The sequence below is a fragment of the Mesorhizobium sp. M0522 genome (genome assembly GCF_040321085.1).
Taxonomy (GTDB): Bacteria; Pseudomonadota; Alphaproteobacteria; order Rhizobiales; family Rhizobiaceae; genus Mesorhizobium.
Map to the genome: position 1 here is coordinate 59,323 of NZ_JAMYQW010000013.1, position 16,451 is coordinate 75,773.

Here is a 16,451-nt window from a genome sequence, read left to right on the forward strand (position 1 = left end):
CAGCCTGATGACGGCGCTGAAAAAATTGCGCCGTGCAAGGTACGCCGCCGGGTGGTTGCGGCGGCGCATGGTTCGGGAATCCGCCGCCTTAGGCCTTTTCAGCCGACTGGCCGAGCGTCCTGGCGGTGCTCATCAGCATGTCATGCTGGGATTTCGCGATCTCTTTCGTGATCTCCAGGCCAAACATGCGCTCCTGGTGCTTGATCATCTTGTCCAGGTTCTGTTCCGGCGACCCTGCAGAGCCGGAGGTAATGGGAGGGGTAGCAGCCATCATTGTCTCCTTGAGGGACTATTCAAGTTGCAAACTCCGGACTCACATCGCTGCAGTCCGGAGGGTTGCGAAGGCAGCTTAAGGCAGCATGGCCGAAAATGAAAGTCCAGTTGGAATATTTGAGACACTTCGGTTCCAACTGTTGCGTCGCCTGGGTTCAAGGAGTACCTTGGCAGGTGGGTGAATGGGGTATTTCAGAATGGAAAAAGGTCCTTTGGCCGAGCTTTTGGTCGACCGGTTCGAGACTATGCCACCGCAGTTGCGGGTCGCCGCACGTTTCGTGCTGGATCATCCCAAGGATGTCGCACTGATGTCGATGCGCGAGCAGGCGCACCAGGCCGGCGTTTCGCACAGCACGATGATGCGGCTGGCGCGATGGATTGGCCTTGAAGGCTACGAAGATATGCGCAGCCTTTATGCGCGCGCGCTGCGCGAGACCAGCGCGGGCGAGCCGGCGCGACAGGGCATCGGACAGCATGGCGATCCGGGATATTCGACTGCCGGCGTCGTTGCCGACACGCTCGCCGCCCAGATCTCAAGCCTTGGCGAATACCGCAACGCCATGCAGTTCATTGCGGCAGCCGGTCTGCTCGCCCGGTCACGCGATCTGTTCGCTGTCGGCTCGCGCGCCGCCTATCCGGTCGCGAGCCACTTCGTTCACATCATGTCGTTGCTGGCTGGCACCGACTGCAAGGTGACGCTTGTCGGCGAGATGGCCGGACCGGGCCTGGATGCCCTCCAGCACGCGGGACGTGGCGCGGTGCTTCTTGCGGTGGGCATATCGCCCTACGAGCGCACGACGATCGACGTTGCGCGCCAGTCGGCTCGGCAGGGCATCGGCGTGGTGGCGATCACAGACAGCAGCGTGTCGCCGCTGACACAGATCGCGCGGGAAACAATTATCGTTACGTCAAATTCGCAGTCGTTCTTCCGAAGCATGGCGCCGGCGTTCGCCGCCGTCGAGATTCTGGCGGCGCTGGCGGCAGCGCAGTCTGAAACGAACGCCGCAGAACGGGTAAAACAGTCGGAAGAGCAGCTTGCTGCTTTCGGCATTTATTGGAAGCCCCCTCGATAACATCCGAAAGGTTGCGATCGGGCGGGCGTGACGGCAGCCAGGCTGCCGGCAACGTTAATTTCCGGAGGTCGTCCTCATGGTTCGCCCGATAACGCCCACCAAGCCGCCGGTCCAGCCGCAAAAGGTCAATGCCAAGGCAAACGCCGCGCAGATAGCGCGGCTGGAGGCCCAGGCTGCCAAGCTGCGGGAGCAGATCAGGCTTGCCAACAGGATGGGCGAGCGTGATTGGGCGGCACAGGCCCGCCAGGAACTGGCCCATGTGAGCACGCAACTGGATTCGCTTCAGTCGCCGCCGGTTGCGGCTTCGGCAGCGCCGAGGGTCAACGTCGTCAACGCCAGCAACGGCACATCCGTCAATGGCAGGACGGTGACGCCGGCTCTCTACACGCAGACCAATGTCGCGGCACTGGCGGCGACACCGGTGAAACTGGATGGCAGCACGCCCGAAGACAACGGCGCGGAAGCGACGGCTGCGCGCAACATTGTCAGCGACGTTACCGGCGGCAAAAGCATCGACCAGATTGCATCTGCCCGGGGCGTGACGCGCGAACAGGTTATCGCCGCGCTCAGGTCCGGCGGGATGACCGTTTCAACCGCTCACCCGAGCGGCAATGGCGACGTGCTGACGACGAAGATCACGGATGCCAGCGGCCGCACCATCACGCAATATTACGACTACCAGCACGACAGCTACTACACGAGCGTGGAGCAACCCAACGGCACGGCAACCACTACGCCGATCCGGGATGGGCTCGGGCGCAAGGAAACCAGCAGCTATAATCCCGACACCGGTGCCATCACGACGCGTTACGAAGACGATCTGCGCACCGGAACCGTCACCGAGCGGACCACCTTGCCGAACGGCGCTTCGGTGGAAACCGTTACACCCGGGAACGGGCCGGCCTTGCCGGTCACCACCGTCAACGGTCCAGATGGTCGCAAGACTGTCCTCGCTGCATCTCAGGATCCGGGCGGGGCAACCACCCAGGGCATCAAGGATGATCTCGCGGACGGCAAGAGCATCGAGCAAATCGCGCAGGAAAGGGGTCTGACCAACGAGCAGGTCATCGCCGAGCTGCAGGCCGCGGGCTATCAGGTCACGACGCGCGAACCGACGAGCGACAATGGTGACGTGCAGTCGGTTGAAGTCGTCGATCCGCACACCGGCGTCAAGACCGTCTACTATCACGATTACCAGCATGATGAGCGCACCGTCGTGACGACGTCTGACGGCAAGGAAACGACGGGGTCGGAGGACGGGAACGGCAGGACGCGCAACAGCGTTCGCAACACCGAAACGGGCGAGACCACAACCACAATCGTTGATCCGAAGGCCGGAACCGAAACCACGATCGTCACCGACAAGGACGGTCGGGTGACGACAACGACTACGGAGGAGATCAATGGCGGCGAGCCCGTCGAGTACGAGGTCAAGCCAGGCGACAACCTGACCCTGATAGCGCAGCAATATGGCGTGTCGCTGGACGATCTGAGGAGAACGAACCCCGAGCTCTTCAATTCCCCTCGTGACCCCGACATCATTCACCCGGGCGAAAAGGTTACCATCGAAAACGGTACCCGCACGACCGTGGAAGTCACCTTCAACGGTTATACGCTGACCACGAGCCCTGATGGCAGCATGACGCTGCACAACAACACCACCGGGACCGACCTGAAGATCGAAGCAGGAAGTACGCAGGAGGCGTTGGCCAGGACGCTGTTGGCGGTGAACCCCAACAGCAGTGATGCCACGGAGGCAAAAGAGGGCGAGGTCGTAAAGACCTTCGTCGAAGGGCTGCTGGCGGGTGAAGCCTTGCCCAGTCTCATCGACGCGGCAGAAGAAGCCGGACAAAACAAACAGGACCTGATCGAGAGATATGGTCTAGGTACCGTCGCCACGCCCGAGCTGGACGGTGAGAACAGGGTTGTCAATCCATTCGGCGATCCGCCGCAGGGTAATGCACCCTCCGGCGGAAAGTGGACGCTGATGAAGATCGATGGCGTCTGGACCTGGGTCGATCCCGAGGTGGCCCAGGCCATCATAGCTGAGAACATCGCGCTGTCCCAAATTACAGAGACGCGAGCTCTGGCCGGTCAGCGGCAGGAACAGTTCAACGTCTATATGCTCGACTCCGCCTACAAGGATGCTGTTGATGGGGCGCAGACAGTTATAAACGAGGCGTTGGCACCCCATGGTCTGCAATGGACCCCGCAGAAACCGGAAGGCACGGTTGCCGATGCGCAGGAGCGGCTTACCAAGGCCAACACCTTGCTGCAGAACGCGCAGGATGCCCGTGGCGAATATGAGACTGCTGGGCGCATTCTCGCCGACGCCATCACCCAGCAGAGCGAACTTGCGCCGCTGATTGATCCCAATGCAGACGTTGCATCCGCGCAAGGGCAGCCAGGTCCCAATCGGCAAACGCAGTACGCGCAAGGCCTCGCGGATCATGCGGCTGTCGATCAGCTGTTCTCCGAAGTCGGCCTGCATCTGAGCAAGGGCGACAAGCTCACCATCGACTTCCTGGTGGGGCAAGCCGAGCTTGACGGCGTTCCGACCGACTCGAAGGAATATCAGGACCTCAAGGCGCTGCAGACGACAGCAGGCAATCAGCTCGAATTGGCGGAAGCCTATCAAAGCTACTTCAACGCCCATGCCGATGCCACGCAAGTAGGTGCGCAGCAGACGGACCTCGAGCAGAGACTGCTCGCCGAATACAATAGCGAGCACCAGTTTCTGTTCGAACAGGGAAAGAAACATCAAAGGGTCAGTGGCGATTATCTGGGTCTCTTCCAATCGCAAAAACTTGAGGTCCGCGACGGCCAGCTGTGGGTGGTCAACCAGTTCGAAGAGGGCACGACCGAGCAGCAGCTCACCTACAATCTGAGCGAAACGAACGTCAGGGATGAGTACCGCGATCGGCAACCCAACAAGGACTGGCAGCAGCTTTTGGGCGGCAGCAGTTCCACCGGGCCGGTGTGCACGGCAAATGGCCTGGAAGCGGTGAGGGCCAGCGAGGCGCAGGCGGCGCAGAATCTCAACGATGTCCTGGATCGGCAGCTCGGCGACAGCATTGAAGACCTGAACTCCGAGCTGTCAACGCTGCAGACCAACTTCAACAATGCGTTGACGGAGCACGGGCCAGGAACAGTCGATGCTCCTGAAGGCACCCTGCCCAATGGCGTGCAGCCTGTCGAGATCAACGTCGGCGGACAGACAATCAAGGTGGCGCCGGAGGTTGCCCAGACATACAACGAGATAGGGATCGATGCGTTGACCCAGAGCGGGAAGGCAGTCTGGATCGACCTGGATACAAAAGATGACGATGCCAGTGGACGCTGGGTTGATCCCGAACTAGCGGTCGCCAAACTCAAGCTGGACGCGACAAGGCTTCAGATAACGCAGGCCGAGGAGCTGCGCGGGCTGGTGCAAGGCTTCAGCGACTATCATGAGCTTCGGTCCAGCGATCCCTCGTTGCTGGTTGACCGCAACAGCACGGTGGACAAGACCTATCTAGACGAGCATGAGCAGCAGACGCTTGACGGCATCTATCAGCCGAAGTTCCAGCAACTGCTCGACAGCGGCTACGACAACGAGTTCCGTGAAAAGCGCGGCACGGCCCTTGAGGAGACGGTCGCCAGAACGCTCGGCATAGATCGTTCGACCGAGGAAGGTCTCGAGGCGATCGAGAATGTGACGGAAGAGATTCGCGATATCGGCGGCGACAATCCTTATGTGCGCAGCGTGCCGATTTTCTATGTTGACGATGAGGTCGGGACACAGCAGGTCGCGCTGTTTGCTGTGCGTGACGGAGACGGCAACACTCGCTATGTCGATGTGACCGGCAAAAAGTTCGACGACCTCGGAGATTTCCAGGACAACAACAACCAGTTCGGCGAAGATGGCAAGCTCGTCGTCCCCAAGGGTCTGGAGATGAAGGCCGGCGATGACGGCAGGATCGAACTGGAAGTCGTCAAGTCGCGCAATGTTTCTGCTTGGGACAAGGTCGTCGATCCGCTGGTTGGCATCGGGACGGGTATAGCCACCATTCTGTCGTTCACGCCGGCCGCGCCGATTGCAGCACCCTTGGCCTATACGGGCGCTGCCTATCTCGGCACCCGAGCGGTCATAAACCAGGTCAACCATCTGGAACATGGCGGCGAGTGGGACGATACCGAGTCGCTGATGAATGTCGCCAGCGTGGCAACCACGGTTCTGCCGATGGCTTCCAGCGGTCTGCGCACCATTGGATCAGCAGGAAGGGAAATGACGGCCGCCGGATTGGCGGGAAAGGAAATGACGGCCCTGCAGGCCTTCCGTGGCAGCATAGGCGCAACACGGTCCAGCTCGCCCCTGGCGCTCGAAACCCGAACCTACATGCAGTCGACCGCTGGTTTGAACAAGGCGGCCTGGGGAATGGATGTCGGCTCCGTGATTGTCGGTGCACCTTTGCTGGCGACATCGGCCTACGATCTCGCTGTCAACGGGGAGCAGATGAACGGTCTCCAGCTTGCCAACGCGCTTACGGGTCTTGGCACCGGCATTGCCGGCACGGGCCTCGGCATTCACGGACTGCGGGCACTGCGACCTGGAACGGGCACGCAGGCAAGCGTTTACAGGCCGACCGGGGAACAGGGATTTCAAGATCCTAGTCATCCTGTGATACCTGGAGAAGTGGTCAACACCAGTGACGCCAGCGGTGACGGTCCGACGATGCAGCCGGGCCGCGATCCGCATGGGTCGACTGGGCGCAATTCACCGCCTCCCGCTGATAGCGATCCCATCATTGTGCCGAACAAGCCGGCAGGAAAAGACGACTCGATGCGCCTCGTCTGGGATCCGGAGACGCGCAGCTTCACCGGCATGCCGGAACCCGACACAAGCGGGCACACGTCTCCGGGCAGAACCCTGCGGCTCCAAGACAAGAACGGCGAGGTGATCGTCGCGGCGATGTTGGGCACGGAGCCCAGGAGCCCGGAACAGGTGTATGTGCCGCCTTCCGACGGACCGCGCGCGCCGGCCGATGCGCCGGAGGTCGCGGACAAGACGCACATACTGGTATACGACCCCGATACGGGCGAACCCGTGGTGCTACCCTGGATACGTGGTGCTTCCGACGACCATGTGCCGGGGAATCTTGGGTATCCCGAGGAGGGCAATCAGCCTGTCGAAGGCGCGGGCGATCCTACAAGACCCTTGCGTGGCAATGTCGGCCCGTTTGTGTTCCGGGCCGATACCCGCTCGCCAACCGAGATCAGGGACGCGGGAGGCTTCTCGCCACCGCCCCCGACAGGAATCTGGGTGGACAATCCGCAAGGCATTGCCCTGAGCAACTATGTCATGGGCAATACCCATGGCCGTTTCGTCGGCACGAGCCAGTCGATCTCGGGAGCCAAGGCTTTCGTTTCGGAAGAGTCACGAGCCGCTCGGCAGCAAGGTTACACCTATCTCTACACGCTCAATCCAAGCAGACCGCGCCTCCACGTCCCGACTGAATTCGAGGCAATGGGCCGACCCGTCAGCGACAGGATGGCCCGCGTCGACGAGACCGCAGTCGACGGCAGAATACCATGGAGCGAGGTCTATGGCTGGCGGATGATGGATCCGGACGGGAATTTCGTCGGTGAGTTCACGCGCAATGAGGATGCCGTCGCGCCCGGCACATCGACGCAAAAACGCCCACAGGTCATCTTGCGGCCGGCCGACGAGTTCTGGGATGTCAATACGCCAGCACAGACCGAAGCGCCGCCGCCCCCAGTGGCCGAGGTGGTCAGCAACGAAGCCCCAGCTGTGACTGGCGAAACGCCACAAGCGGTGAATATTGCTGCCGAAACGCCGACAGCCGCTACATGGCCGCCGGCGCCCGACCGGGGCAGGGCGGTTTTTGACCCTGACCGCGGAAAGATCGTCAGCCTTGAGCTTCCGGTGAGCTCCGCCGCGGAACCAGGATATGCGGAACCGGTGCGGGCGCCGACCGGGCCGGAGGTCAGGGCGCTTTCAGCCGATCAGATTTCCGAACTGACAGGCACGCAATTGCACGCCATCAAGCCAGAGCATATCGCCAAGCTGGCGCCTGAGCAGGTTGCTGCACTGAGCCCCGAGCAGATCGGGCAGCTGACGTTTGATCAACTTGCGGCGCTTCGGCCGAAGCAGTTGCGGGCGCTGAGTGCCGAACAGCTCCAGGCGATCAGGCCAAGCAGATTGCAGGCCGTTGCCCCTGGCCGTATCACCGGCTTACGACCGGATCAGGTCGCTGCCTTTTTACCCGAGCAGCTCGCTGCCTTGACCATTGAGCAAGTGCGCAAGCTGACACCCGACCAGATCGCCAAGCTCAGTGATGAGCAGCGCAATGCCCTTACGTCGGAACAAGTCGCCGCCATGAGACCTGCCCAATTCGGCCATCTCGATGCGACCCAGTTCGCGGCGTTGAACCCTGATCTCGTCGCAGCACGCGATCCGGTGGCAACGGCAAAGCTGTCGCCGGACCACATCTCGGCGCTTACGCGGGAGCAGCTTGGCGCTCTGACCATTCATCAGATCGAGGCGCTGACGAAGCAACAGATAGCGGCGCTGACGCCGAAGCAGCTTGCCGAGTTGAGCCCAGGCCAGTTGCGCAAGTTCACGCCTAAGCAGTTTGCCTGGATGTCGACGGAGCAAACAAACGCCCTCTCCGTGCTGCAACTGACGACCTATCGGGCAACGCATAAAAAGGCGATGACGCCGGATCAGGCCACCAGCGTCGATCTGGCCCTCAGCTATGCCAGGATGCGGGAAAACGCTCAGGCGCTCGCCACCTTTGGCGGCATGTCGACCACCTCCTACATGTTGTGGAGTTCATTGCCGCCAACCTGGACCGCCACCGCCGGATCGGTGGCATTTGGCGTGCGAGGCATGGTTTTCGGCGCCCAGGCGCTCTTCCCCAACGCAACCGCAGGTCACAAGCCGTTCGGGCGATTCCTCAACGCGCTCGGCGGAGCCACATTCATTGCCGCAGCGCCAGGTGCCGCGACCGGGATGATCCAGGGTAAGGATCTTGTCGTCAACAGCACGTTCACGCTCGGCAACATCGTCTATGGCACGAAGTCGATGCTGCAGTCGTTCACCGGCAGACCGGTGATCCGAAACCTGGCCGAACATCTGGCTGGACCCGGCTATGTGCTTGGCTGCGCCGTCTATACGCTGCACTCCTGGCCGGCGCCGATCGCCACAGTCGCCGGCACCATGTTCACCTTCGGTTGCGCGGAATTCTGGGCGTCGGCCATAAGGACGGACCGGATGAATCGCCGTTCAGTGCCGCGAACCGATGCTGATATCGCGGCGGCGGAAAAGTCCGACAAGAGATGGGCTGCATGGGATCGGTGGACTCTGGGCATCACCTTCGGCGTTGGAATGCTTCTCTTCTCGCTGGACGCCCTGCTCGCGGAGCCTTGGGAGGGCGCGAAGACCCCCCCTCCACCCGATCCGAAAAAACCGGATGGCGATGCCTCGTCCCAGCAACCCGATGATCCTTCGGATGTTCCAGGTGGCCCGCAGATCCCGGGGGAGGATTTCCCGCAACTTGTCGTGGTCGCCGATGACGGCCTGAATTTGCGGACCCAGTCTGACGGGGATTCGACTGTGGGAACGGTTCTGCAACCCGGCACATTCGTCGAACAGACCGCGAAGCCATCGACCGATCCGTCAGGGGAGACCTGGATACCTGTCGAAGGTTTCGGACCGGACGGCGAAATGCATAGCGGCTGGGTTTCCGGCGACTATGTCGAGGCTCATGCCGAGGGCAGCAGCAATCCTGAGGGCCGCACGAACCCAACGCTGGAGAAAGACGGTTATCGGTGGGTCGAGGTCAGGGATGGCGACAGCATTCGCCTGATAGCCAAGACCCATTCTGCGGATGTGGCGGACACGGTTGTGCTCAACATGGATCATATTCTGAGCCCGGACGTGATCTTCTCAGGCGACCGCGTCTATCTGCCGATCACCTCGATCGGCTGAGAAACCGCGGGCCGAGCCTATCGTCCATTGACTCCTGCGCCTTGTCGGTTCTCGCGGCATACGCGTTTGCGACACTGGCGGCGAGTTTTGCCGCCCGCTCAGCTGCCGGATTGGACGGTTCGGAGGAGTAGGAGGCGGTAAACTGCAGATCTGACGGATGCCATTCGCAGTCGACAATGCGCAGTTTACCGCTTGCGGTATAGTCCTGGACGACTTCCTCAGGGAGAGAGGCGATGCCGATACCATTGAGTGTCATTTTGATGGAAGCGGCCAGCGAATTAGCGGGAAAGATACGCGGCGTCTCTTCCAGTTCGCCGGTCAGCTTGCGGTAAAGTTCGCTGTAGGGTCTGGTGGTCCGCGCATAGCTGATGATTGGGAATTGCATCAGATCAGTCAGCGTCAGCTTGCGCCGCGGAGGCAGGTTCAGGTGCGGCGAGCAGACCCACACGAGCGGAAAGGACGGCATCTCGATGTTCTCGATGCTGTGTTCCAGAATTGGGCCCATCAGCACCGCAAGATCGAGTCGGTGCGACATGAGTTCGTTGCGAAGGGTGGTCGTCGCATCAACGACGATATCGGTATCGATAAGCGGATAGTTTGCTTGCAGCTCCCGGAGGAAATCCGGTAGCCAGGTGTGAACGATCGTTTCGGCAACCCCGAGCCTAAGCACCCCTGCCGTCTCTGAAAGCGAGCTGGCCGTCAGTTGCAGCCGTTCCGCTACCCGCAGGACCCGTTGAGCAGACGGCAGAAGCCGTTGTCCCTGGGCTGTCAGCCTGACATTGCCGCTCTGCCGCTCGAACAGCTTGGCACCTAGCGCTTCTTCCAGCCCGGCAATTCGGTTGGATACTGCGGGCTGCGTGGTGTTGAGTCGTTCGGCAGCCTTTCGAAAGCTTCCGAAAGTCGCCACCAGTAGAAAGGTTTCGAGCTGCTTGATGTTGAAAGGGATCACAATTCAATGCCGGACAATAATCTGAGCGCCGACCTTTACGCGGTCAAACAGGTCAATGACGTCTTCATTGGTCATGCGAATGCAACCAGAGGAGTTGGCTTGTCCGACGGTCCACGGCTGATTGGTGCCGTGGACGCGATAAAGCGTGTTTCCGATATACAGTGCCCGTGCGCCCAAAGGGTTGTTCGGGCCTCCGGCCACGTGCGCAGGCAAGATACGGCCTTTTGATGCTTCTCTGGATCGCATTTCGGCCGGTGGCCGCCAATCTGGCCAGTCCTTCTTTTTCGAAATCGTGTCGCGACCGGACCACTCCAGCCCCTCCTTGCCGACCCCCACCGCGTATCGTAGCGCTTTGCCGCCCCCCAGCACGTAATAGAGACGCCGCTCCGTGGTGTTGATCACAATCGACCCCTTCGGCTGAGCCTCGCTGAATGTCACGACCTGCCTGGGAATCCCTGACTCCTCGGGCGTGAATTCTCCGTCCGCCGTCAGGCCGGAAGCGCTAGGCGAGACCAGTACATTTCTTCCCCGATCGTATGTCCAACTTCTAGGGTCATAACCGCTGTTCGATTGGGCCTGCGCCGACGCGATTGCGGCAATCGACGCCACCGCGACCAGAACCGATGCACTCAATGCCTCGATGAGACGCGTTGCCGCAAACCTCTTGCCTCGAGCAACGCCTGCGGGCACGTCCAGCTTCGCGAGCAGGCTGTTGGTTGCCGTCACCGAGACCACTCCTTTCCACATACCAATGACCCCGAACCCGGTGGTAACCGATTCCTACCCGCACTGTATCGTCTTGCGGTTCCTTCGCAACATTTGGCACAGGACGTTGGTATGCAATCCAATTGGACTTCCCATTTTCGAGTGTCCACGATAGAATGACATCGGCGGACAAGCTATGAAGCAAGCGAGGCGGGGCATTACTCGTGGGTCGCTTTCGATAGGACCAATGTGACGGGACCCAGCATCAGCCATGGTGATCGGTTATCTGGAGGCAGAGCTGCCCTAGTGGCCTGCCGGCTTGCCGTCGTCCTGGCGCTCGGCTTTGGCTCCCAGCCTGCGTTTGCTGCCGAACCGCGCTGGCCCCCTGGCCCGTACAAATACATCACGATCGATCAGTCCGTGACAGACGCGCTGGTTGAGCTCGGCCGCAACATGCGGGTGCCCATGCGTCTCAGCAAGCTGGTAAAGGGGCGCCTGAGCGCCGGCATGCCGGTTGGAACGGCTCGCGAGTTCCTCGAAGAGATATGCAATCGATACGGGCTGGTCTGGCATTTCGACGGTATCGTCATGAACGTCGCGACGGAAGCGGAAGTCCAGACGGAAATGATCCCGCTTGATGCCAACATGGCTGCTGGCGCCGAAGACAGGCTTTCACGGCTGGGCGTCAGCGACCCGAAGTTTCCAATAAAGGTTTCCAAGCAAGACGATGTCATCTCGGTATCGGGGCCGCCATCCTACATCGAACTCGTCAGGAAAACGCTCGGGGTTCCTGCCACGCCGAGCACGAAGCAGGAAGCCGGCAAAGCTGTGTCGGTCCGCGTTTTCCGCGGAAAGCAGGCGGAGGCGCAGACTGTCCCCTCCGCCAAACCGAACTAAAAACTGGAGGGCACATTCATGCAAATCGCGCCGATTGGAGCCCTAGAGGCTACGCTTGCAAACTTGACCACCAGCATAAGTTCGCAACAGCAAATCACCGCCGGCGCGGCAGCGCAGCCCGGTAACCGAATGGTGGGCGCCAAGCAAGAAAAGCACGATGCCGCGAAGGTCAATATGCCTGAGCGCAGTGATGTCGCGACGCCGGCTGGTCAGCAGGTGGCGCAGACGCCCGGCGCCAATCCGGCAATAGGCGGACAGACTTCCAAACCGGAGAAGACCGAGCCGATCGTCGAACACAAACTCTTCGACTACATGGCCGAGACGGAAAAAGCCGCAGGTGGGGTGTTCACGGAACCATCGGCCCTTTTCGGTTCTGCCGTTAAGTCGCTCGAAGGAACCATGCAGCAGGTCCAGAAGGCTCTTGGCCAGGCTAACGCTTCCTCAAGTGCTGAAACGGCCGCCACGCCGGATCGCGCCGACAAGACGGCCCCGTCCGGCAAGGAAGGCGAAGACTCCCCAGCCAAGAACGCAGAGCAACTCCTGGAACGATCGATTTCGGTGATGTGGGCAGCCGCCAATCTCGAGGTGGTTACGAGCAGCGTGACGGCCGTCACGTCGTCCACCAGCACGCTGATCAAGCAACAGTAAGCGCCGCGGAGTGTTCGCGCCCATGCCAACCTCGCAGCGGCGTTTAACGCGATTGGATCGATGCGGCGCCAGGTTTCGCGTTGCGCTCGTTGTCATGGGTATGCTTGTGCTCCAGGCGTGTTCGGTGGAGTTGTATTCCAACCTCAACCAGCGGCAGGCCAACGAGATCGTGGCCACGCTCATGCGTCACGGGATCCCGGCCCAACGCGAGGTCGGCAAGGACGGCAAGATGACGGTTTCCGTACAGAAGGGCCGCTTCGCCGAAGCTATGGCCATTCTCGACGAGAGCGGCTTGCCCAAACAGGAATTCCAGACGCTCGGCGAGGTGTTCAAGAGGGATGGGCTTGTGTCCTCGCCGGTGGAAGAGCGGGCAACGATGATCTATGGCCTGAGTCAGGAGCTGTCGCAGACGATTTCGGACATCGACGGCGTACTTTCGGCGCGCGTTCATCTCGTCCTGCCCGAAAACGATCCGCTGAGGCAGCAACTGGTACCGTCCTCCGCCTCCGTGTTCATCCGGCATCGCGCATTCGTTCCGATGAATGAGCTCATCCCGCAGGTCAAGATGCTGGTGGCCAAGGGCATCGCCGGGCTGACCTATGACAATGTTTCCGTCACCCTCATTCCGGTTGCAGCGACAGCCCCCGAGCAGGAAACCGGCGAGGCCGGGTTCACCAGCTTCCTCGGCCTGTGGCTACATCCCGACAGCGTCGCCGCCGCGATGTCACTGTTTTATGGCATGGCGGCGGCCATATTCGTGCTGGCTGGTCGGTTGGCCTACATGCAGTGGTATCGACGGCCCGGCATCTATGCGCTCGATGCTTCCGCAATGCCGGCGAAGAAAACATGACCCAGCCCGGCTCGGAGCAAACTGCCAGCCCGGAATGGCAGGCATTCATCTCCAAACCCGCGTCCTATGTGGATGCGGCTTGGCTCGCGGAGTGCTTTGACGGCGCGGTCGGCGAGGCTGCCTGCGAGCGCATGCTGCGCTCGCAACGCTTGCAGGAGCGACTGTCGAAGCTTCTGCTCGATCGGCATAGGCTCTCTCCAGTGGTCGAAGAGCCGGCCGACGAGGTGGATCGAGCGATCGCCTTGTCGTCTGGCGAAGAGCTGGAGGAACTTGCACTTCGCTCGGGCGCGATCTACTGGGCTGGGAGTCTGGCCGCTGTCATTGTTGGGCGCGAAGCGGCCGCATTGCAGGCGGCGCTTGGGGCTGATCTGTGCGCTTTCGCCCTCGCCAACCGCGATCTGGCCGGCCCGATTGATCGATTGGGGCCGCTGGAAGACATTTCCGGTCGCGTCTACGGCGACGGCCTGAGCTGCCTTGGCGCCTGGTGTCAGATCATGCCGGGCGATACGAGCATGCGGGTGCGTCTCAAGCTGGTGCCGCAAGAGCTCATCCACCAGCCGTCAGCCGAACAATTTGCCGAGGTCGGCCCCGCGATTGTTCGACGAGCGATGAGCTAGACGAGATGATCGAATCGGGCAAAGCGTCGGAAGCTCTGAGGCGTCCCTACGCTCGGATCCTGCGGGCCGCCGAGGTGCGCGCTCTCCAGGATGGGCATGCGTTTCTCGATGAAGCAAGGCGTGATGCGCAGCAGTTGCGCGACGCCGCTCGGCGAGCCTATGCGGCCGAATATGCGCAGGGCTATGACGACGGCAAAACGCAAGGCGATGCTGAGGCCACGCGGCTAGTCAGCGAGACGGCGGTCAAGGTGGATCGCTATTTTGGTGGGCTGGAATCCGAAGTCATTGGCCTTGCCGTCGATATCGTCAGGCGAATTCTGGGAGAATTCGACGTCGGCGCGCTTGTCGCCAAAGCCGCAAGACAGGCGGTGACTGAAATCCGCCGCGCCAAGTACCTGAAACTCCGAGTTCATTCCGCGTCCATCGAAAGGGTTCGTGATGAGCTGGACGCAGTCTTGCGCCAGAGTGATCTGGCGATGACGGTTGAGATCGACGCGGATGACGCGCTGGCTCCGGACGCCTGTATCGTTTCGACCGACTTTGCCGTCGTCGACGCGAGCATCGACGCGCAGCTCAAAGCCATAGCTGCCGCGATTGCGCCGAAGACGGAGGTCCGATGACCGCGCCCGCCGCTGATATCGAAAGCCGTCTGGCCACCATCATTCCGAATTTGCGTTCGGGCCTGCGCGACGATACCGGCCGGCCCAGGAAAGGGCGTGTACGGCGTGTCGCCGGCACCGTCATTCATGCGACCGTGGAGGAGGCCCGTATCGGCGAGATATGCGAACTCGTCGACCCTAGGACCGGAAGGGTGACCAAGGCGGAAGTCGTCGGCCTCATGGACGAAATGGCGATCCTTGTTCCGCTGGGCGATTTGGCCGGTCTTTCAAACCTGACTGAGGTCGTGGCGACCGGAAAAGACCAGCAGGTGCTCGTCGGCCCCAGCCTTCTTGGTCGCGTGATCAGCGCGCTTGGCGAGCCATTGGACGGCAAGCCGCTTTCGCCGGACGGCATCGCCGGCAGCTATCCGGTCAATGCCTATCCGCCATCTCCGCTGGAGCGCGGCTTGATTTCCCAGCCGATCCAACTCGGAATACGCGCACTCGATGCGCTGCTCACCTGCGCGCGCGGCCAGCGCGTCGGAATCTTTGGCGGACCGGGCGTGGGAAAGTCGATCTTGCTTTCCGATATCGTCAGCGGCACCGATGCCGATGTCGCGGTGGTCGCCCTTGTTGGAGAGCGCGGACGTGAGGTACGCGAATTCCTCGAACAACAGCTCGGGCCCGAGGGCAGGGCGAGGGCCATTGTCGTTGTTGCGACCTCCGACCGTCCCGCCATTGAGCGTGTCAAGGCTGCCTATGTGGCGACCAGCATTGCCGAATATTTTCGCGACCAGGGCAAACATGTGTTGCTTGCAATGGACAACCTAACCCGGTTTGCCCGTGCGCACCGAGAGATTGGCCTGGCCGCGGGCGAGCCGCCGACGCGTCGCGGCTTTCCGTCTTCGCTGTTTGCGGTCTTGCCCCGTCTGCTCGAGCGGTCAGGCACGGGTCGCGTCGGATCCATCACCAGCCTCTACAGCGTTCTTCTTGAAGGCGACGGTACGCTGGACCCTGTCGCCGAGGAAGTTCAGGCCCTCCTTGATGGCCACGTCTTCTTGTCGAGCGAGCTTGCGCAGCGCAACCATTTCCCGGCCATTGATGTCCTGCGCAGCCGAAGCCGCCTCATGGATGCGGTTGTGGCGCCGGAACATCGGTCCGACGCCGGCCACCTGCGTGAACTGCTTGCCCGCTACGCTGACATCGAGCTTCTCCTGCGCGTCGGTGAATACGAAAAAGGCAGCGATCCCGTGGCGGACGAGGCAATGGCGAAGATCGATGTCATCAACGCCTTTCTGCGTCAGGCGTCCGCCACTCATGAGAGCCTGGAGAGGACACGCCAACTCATGCGGGAGATCGTCGGTGAAAGATCGTGAGATGATCACTCGATTACGCGAGCTCAGACGCCGCCGTGAGGACCGTGCAAGGGAAGAGGTGATCAAACGGCACGCCGCTTTGGACCGGGCCGCGAGGGAGGGTCGGCAGGCGGCCAGTGCGGTCACGGAGCACCTGCAGCGCACGGTCGATGCCGAAGATGCAGCGTTCGGCTCGCTTATTGGGCATCCGATAAAAGCTGCCAGCCTTCACCAGCTACAGGGCCGGTTTGAAATCGCCGCCAGAAAAACCGAGCAATTGCGTGAAAACGAGAAGATGGCCGGCGTCGCCGAGCAGCAACGGCAAGCGGAACTGTCGGCAGCTCGCAATGATCATCGTGAGGCCATGAAAGCTCTGACGAAGCTGGACGGGGTATTGGAGCATCTGATCAACCGCACCGCTCGACGTTGCCTGGCGCTTGCCGAGCTTTCCGAGGAAGGAGAGCGCGGTCCAACGCGCCTGCCCACATAGCC

At 61.3% G+C, this 16,451-nt stretch carries 12 protein-coding genes; 9 read left to right on the forward strand and 3 right to left on the reverse strand.

Annotated features, from left to right (window positions below; all coding sequences use genetic code 11):
• Positions 1–88: 88 nt before the first annotated feature.
• Positions 89–271 carry a hypothetical protein gene (locus NKI58_RS16380; RefSeq protein ID WP_126092905.1) on the reverse strand — a complete coding sequence of 61 codons (183 nt, stop codon included), beginning with the start codon at positions 269–271 and terminating at the stop codon, positions 89–91.
• A 184-nt stretch (positions 272–455) separates the two neighbouring features.
• On the opposite strand from NKI58_RS16380, the gene NKI58_RS16385 reads away from it, so the two are divergent.
• Together NKI58_RS16385 and NKI58_RS16390 are read left to right on the forward strand one after the other, a co-directional pair.
• Positions 456–1,346 carry a MurR/RpiR family transcriptional regulator gene (locus tag NKI58_RS16385; protein WP_352826704.1) on the forward strand — a complete coding sequence of 297 codons (891 nt, stop codon included), beginning with the start codon at positions 456–458 and terminating at the stop codon, positions 1,344–1,346.
• Between the two features lie 76 nt (positions 1,347–1,422).
• Entirely contained in the window at positions 1,423–9,339 is a 7,917-nt protein-coding gene (locus NKI58_RS16390) for a LysM peptidoglycan-binding domain-containing protein (RefSeq protein WP_352826702.1), read from the forward strand.
• Here NKI58_RS16390 and NKI58_RS16395 read toward each other — a convergent pair.
• Positions 9,323–10,288: a LysR family transcriptional regulator gene (locus NKI58_RS16395; protein WP_352591441.1), complete on the reverse strand. Its 966-nt coding sequence runs from the start codon at positions 10,286–10,288 to the stop codon at positions 9,323–9,325. The genes NKI58_RS16390 and NKI58_RS16395 overlap by 17 nt on opposite strands.
• A gap of 3 nt (positions 10,289–10,291) precedes the next feature.
• Positions 10,292–11,014, reverse strand: a complete 723-nt coding sequence (locus NKI58_RS16400; RefSeq protein WP_352591444.1) for a L,D-transpeptidase — start codon at positions 11,012–11,014, stop codon at positions 10,292–10,294.
• Positions 11,015–11,413: 399 nt separating this feature from the next.
• Here NKI58_RS16400 and NKI58_RS16405 point away from each other — a divergent pair, with 399 nt between their 5' ends.
• The 7 genes from NKI58_RS16405 to NKI58_RS16435 are packed head-to-tail and all read left to right on the forward strand — an operon-like array spanning position 11,414 to position 16,449.
• Positions 11,414–11,890 carry a type III secretion protein gene (locus NKI58_RS16405; protein ID WP_352591447.1) on the forward strand — a complete coding sequence of 159 codons (477 nt, stop codon included), beginning with the start codon at positions 11,414–11,416 and terminating at the stop codon, positions 11,888–11,890.
• 18 nt (positions 11,891–11,908) lie between these two features.
• Entirely contained in the window at positions 11,909–12,538 is a 630-nt protein-coding gene (locus NKI58_RS16410) for a hypothetical protein (protein WP_352591450.1), read from the forward strand.
• A 22-nt stretch (positions 12,539–12,560) separates the two neighbouring features.
• Entirely contained in the window at positions 12,561–13,388 is an 828-nt protein-coding gene (sctJ, locus tag NKI58_RS16415; RefSeq protein ID WP_352853561.1) for a type III secretion system inner membrane ring lipoprotein SctJ, read from the forward strand.
• Positions 13,385–14,005, forward strand: coding sequence for a SctK family type III secretion system sorting platform protein (locus tag NKI58_RS16420; protein ID WP_352591455.1), 621 nt, complete (start codon positions 13,385–13,387; stop codon positions 14,003–14,005). The genes sctJ and NKI58_RS16420 overlap by 4 nt, the downstream gene beginning before the upstream one ends.
• A gap of 5 nt (positions 14,006–14,010) precedes the next feature.
• Positions 14,011–14,625 carry a type III secretion system stator protein SctL gene (gene sctL / locus NKI58_RS16425; RefSeq protein WP_352591457.1) on the forward strand — a complete coding sequence of 205 codons (615 nt, stop codon included), beginning with the start codon at positions 14,011–14,013 and terminating at the stop codon, positions 14,623–14,625.
• On the forward strand, positions 14,622–15,980 hold the full coding sequence (locus tag NKI58_RS16430; protein ID WP_352591460.1) for a FliI/YscN family ATPase: 1,359 nt from the start codon (positions 14,622–14,624) through the stop codon (positions 15,978–15,980). The genes sctL and NKI58_RS16430 overlap by 4 nt, the downstream gene beginning before the upstream one ends.
• Positions 15,967–16,449, forward strand: a complete 483-nt coding sequence (locus NKI58_RS16435; RefSeq protein ID WP_352591463.1) for a hypothetical protein — start codon at positions 15,967–15,969, stop codon at positions 16,447–16,449. Before NKI58_RS16430 ends, NKI58_RS16435 begins: the two co-directional genes overlap by 14 nt.
• The last annotated feature ends 2 nt before the right edge of the window (positions 16,450–16,451 follow it).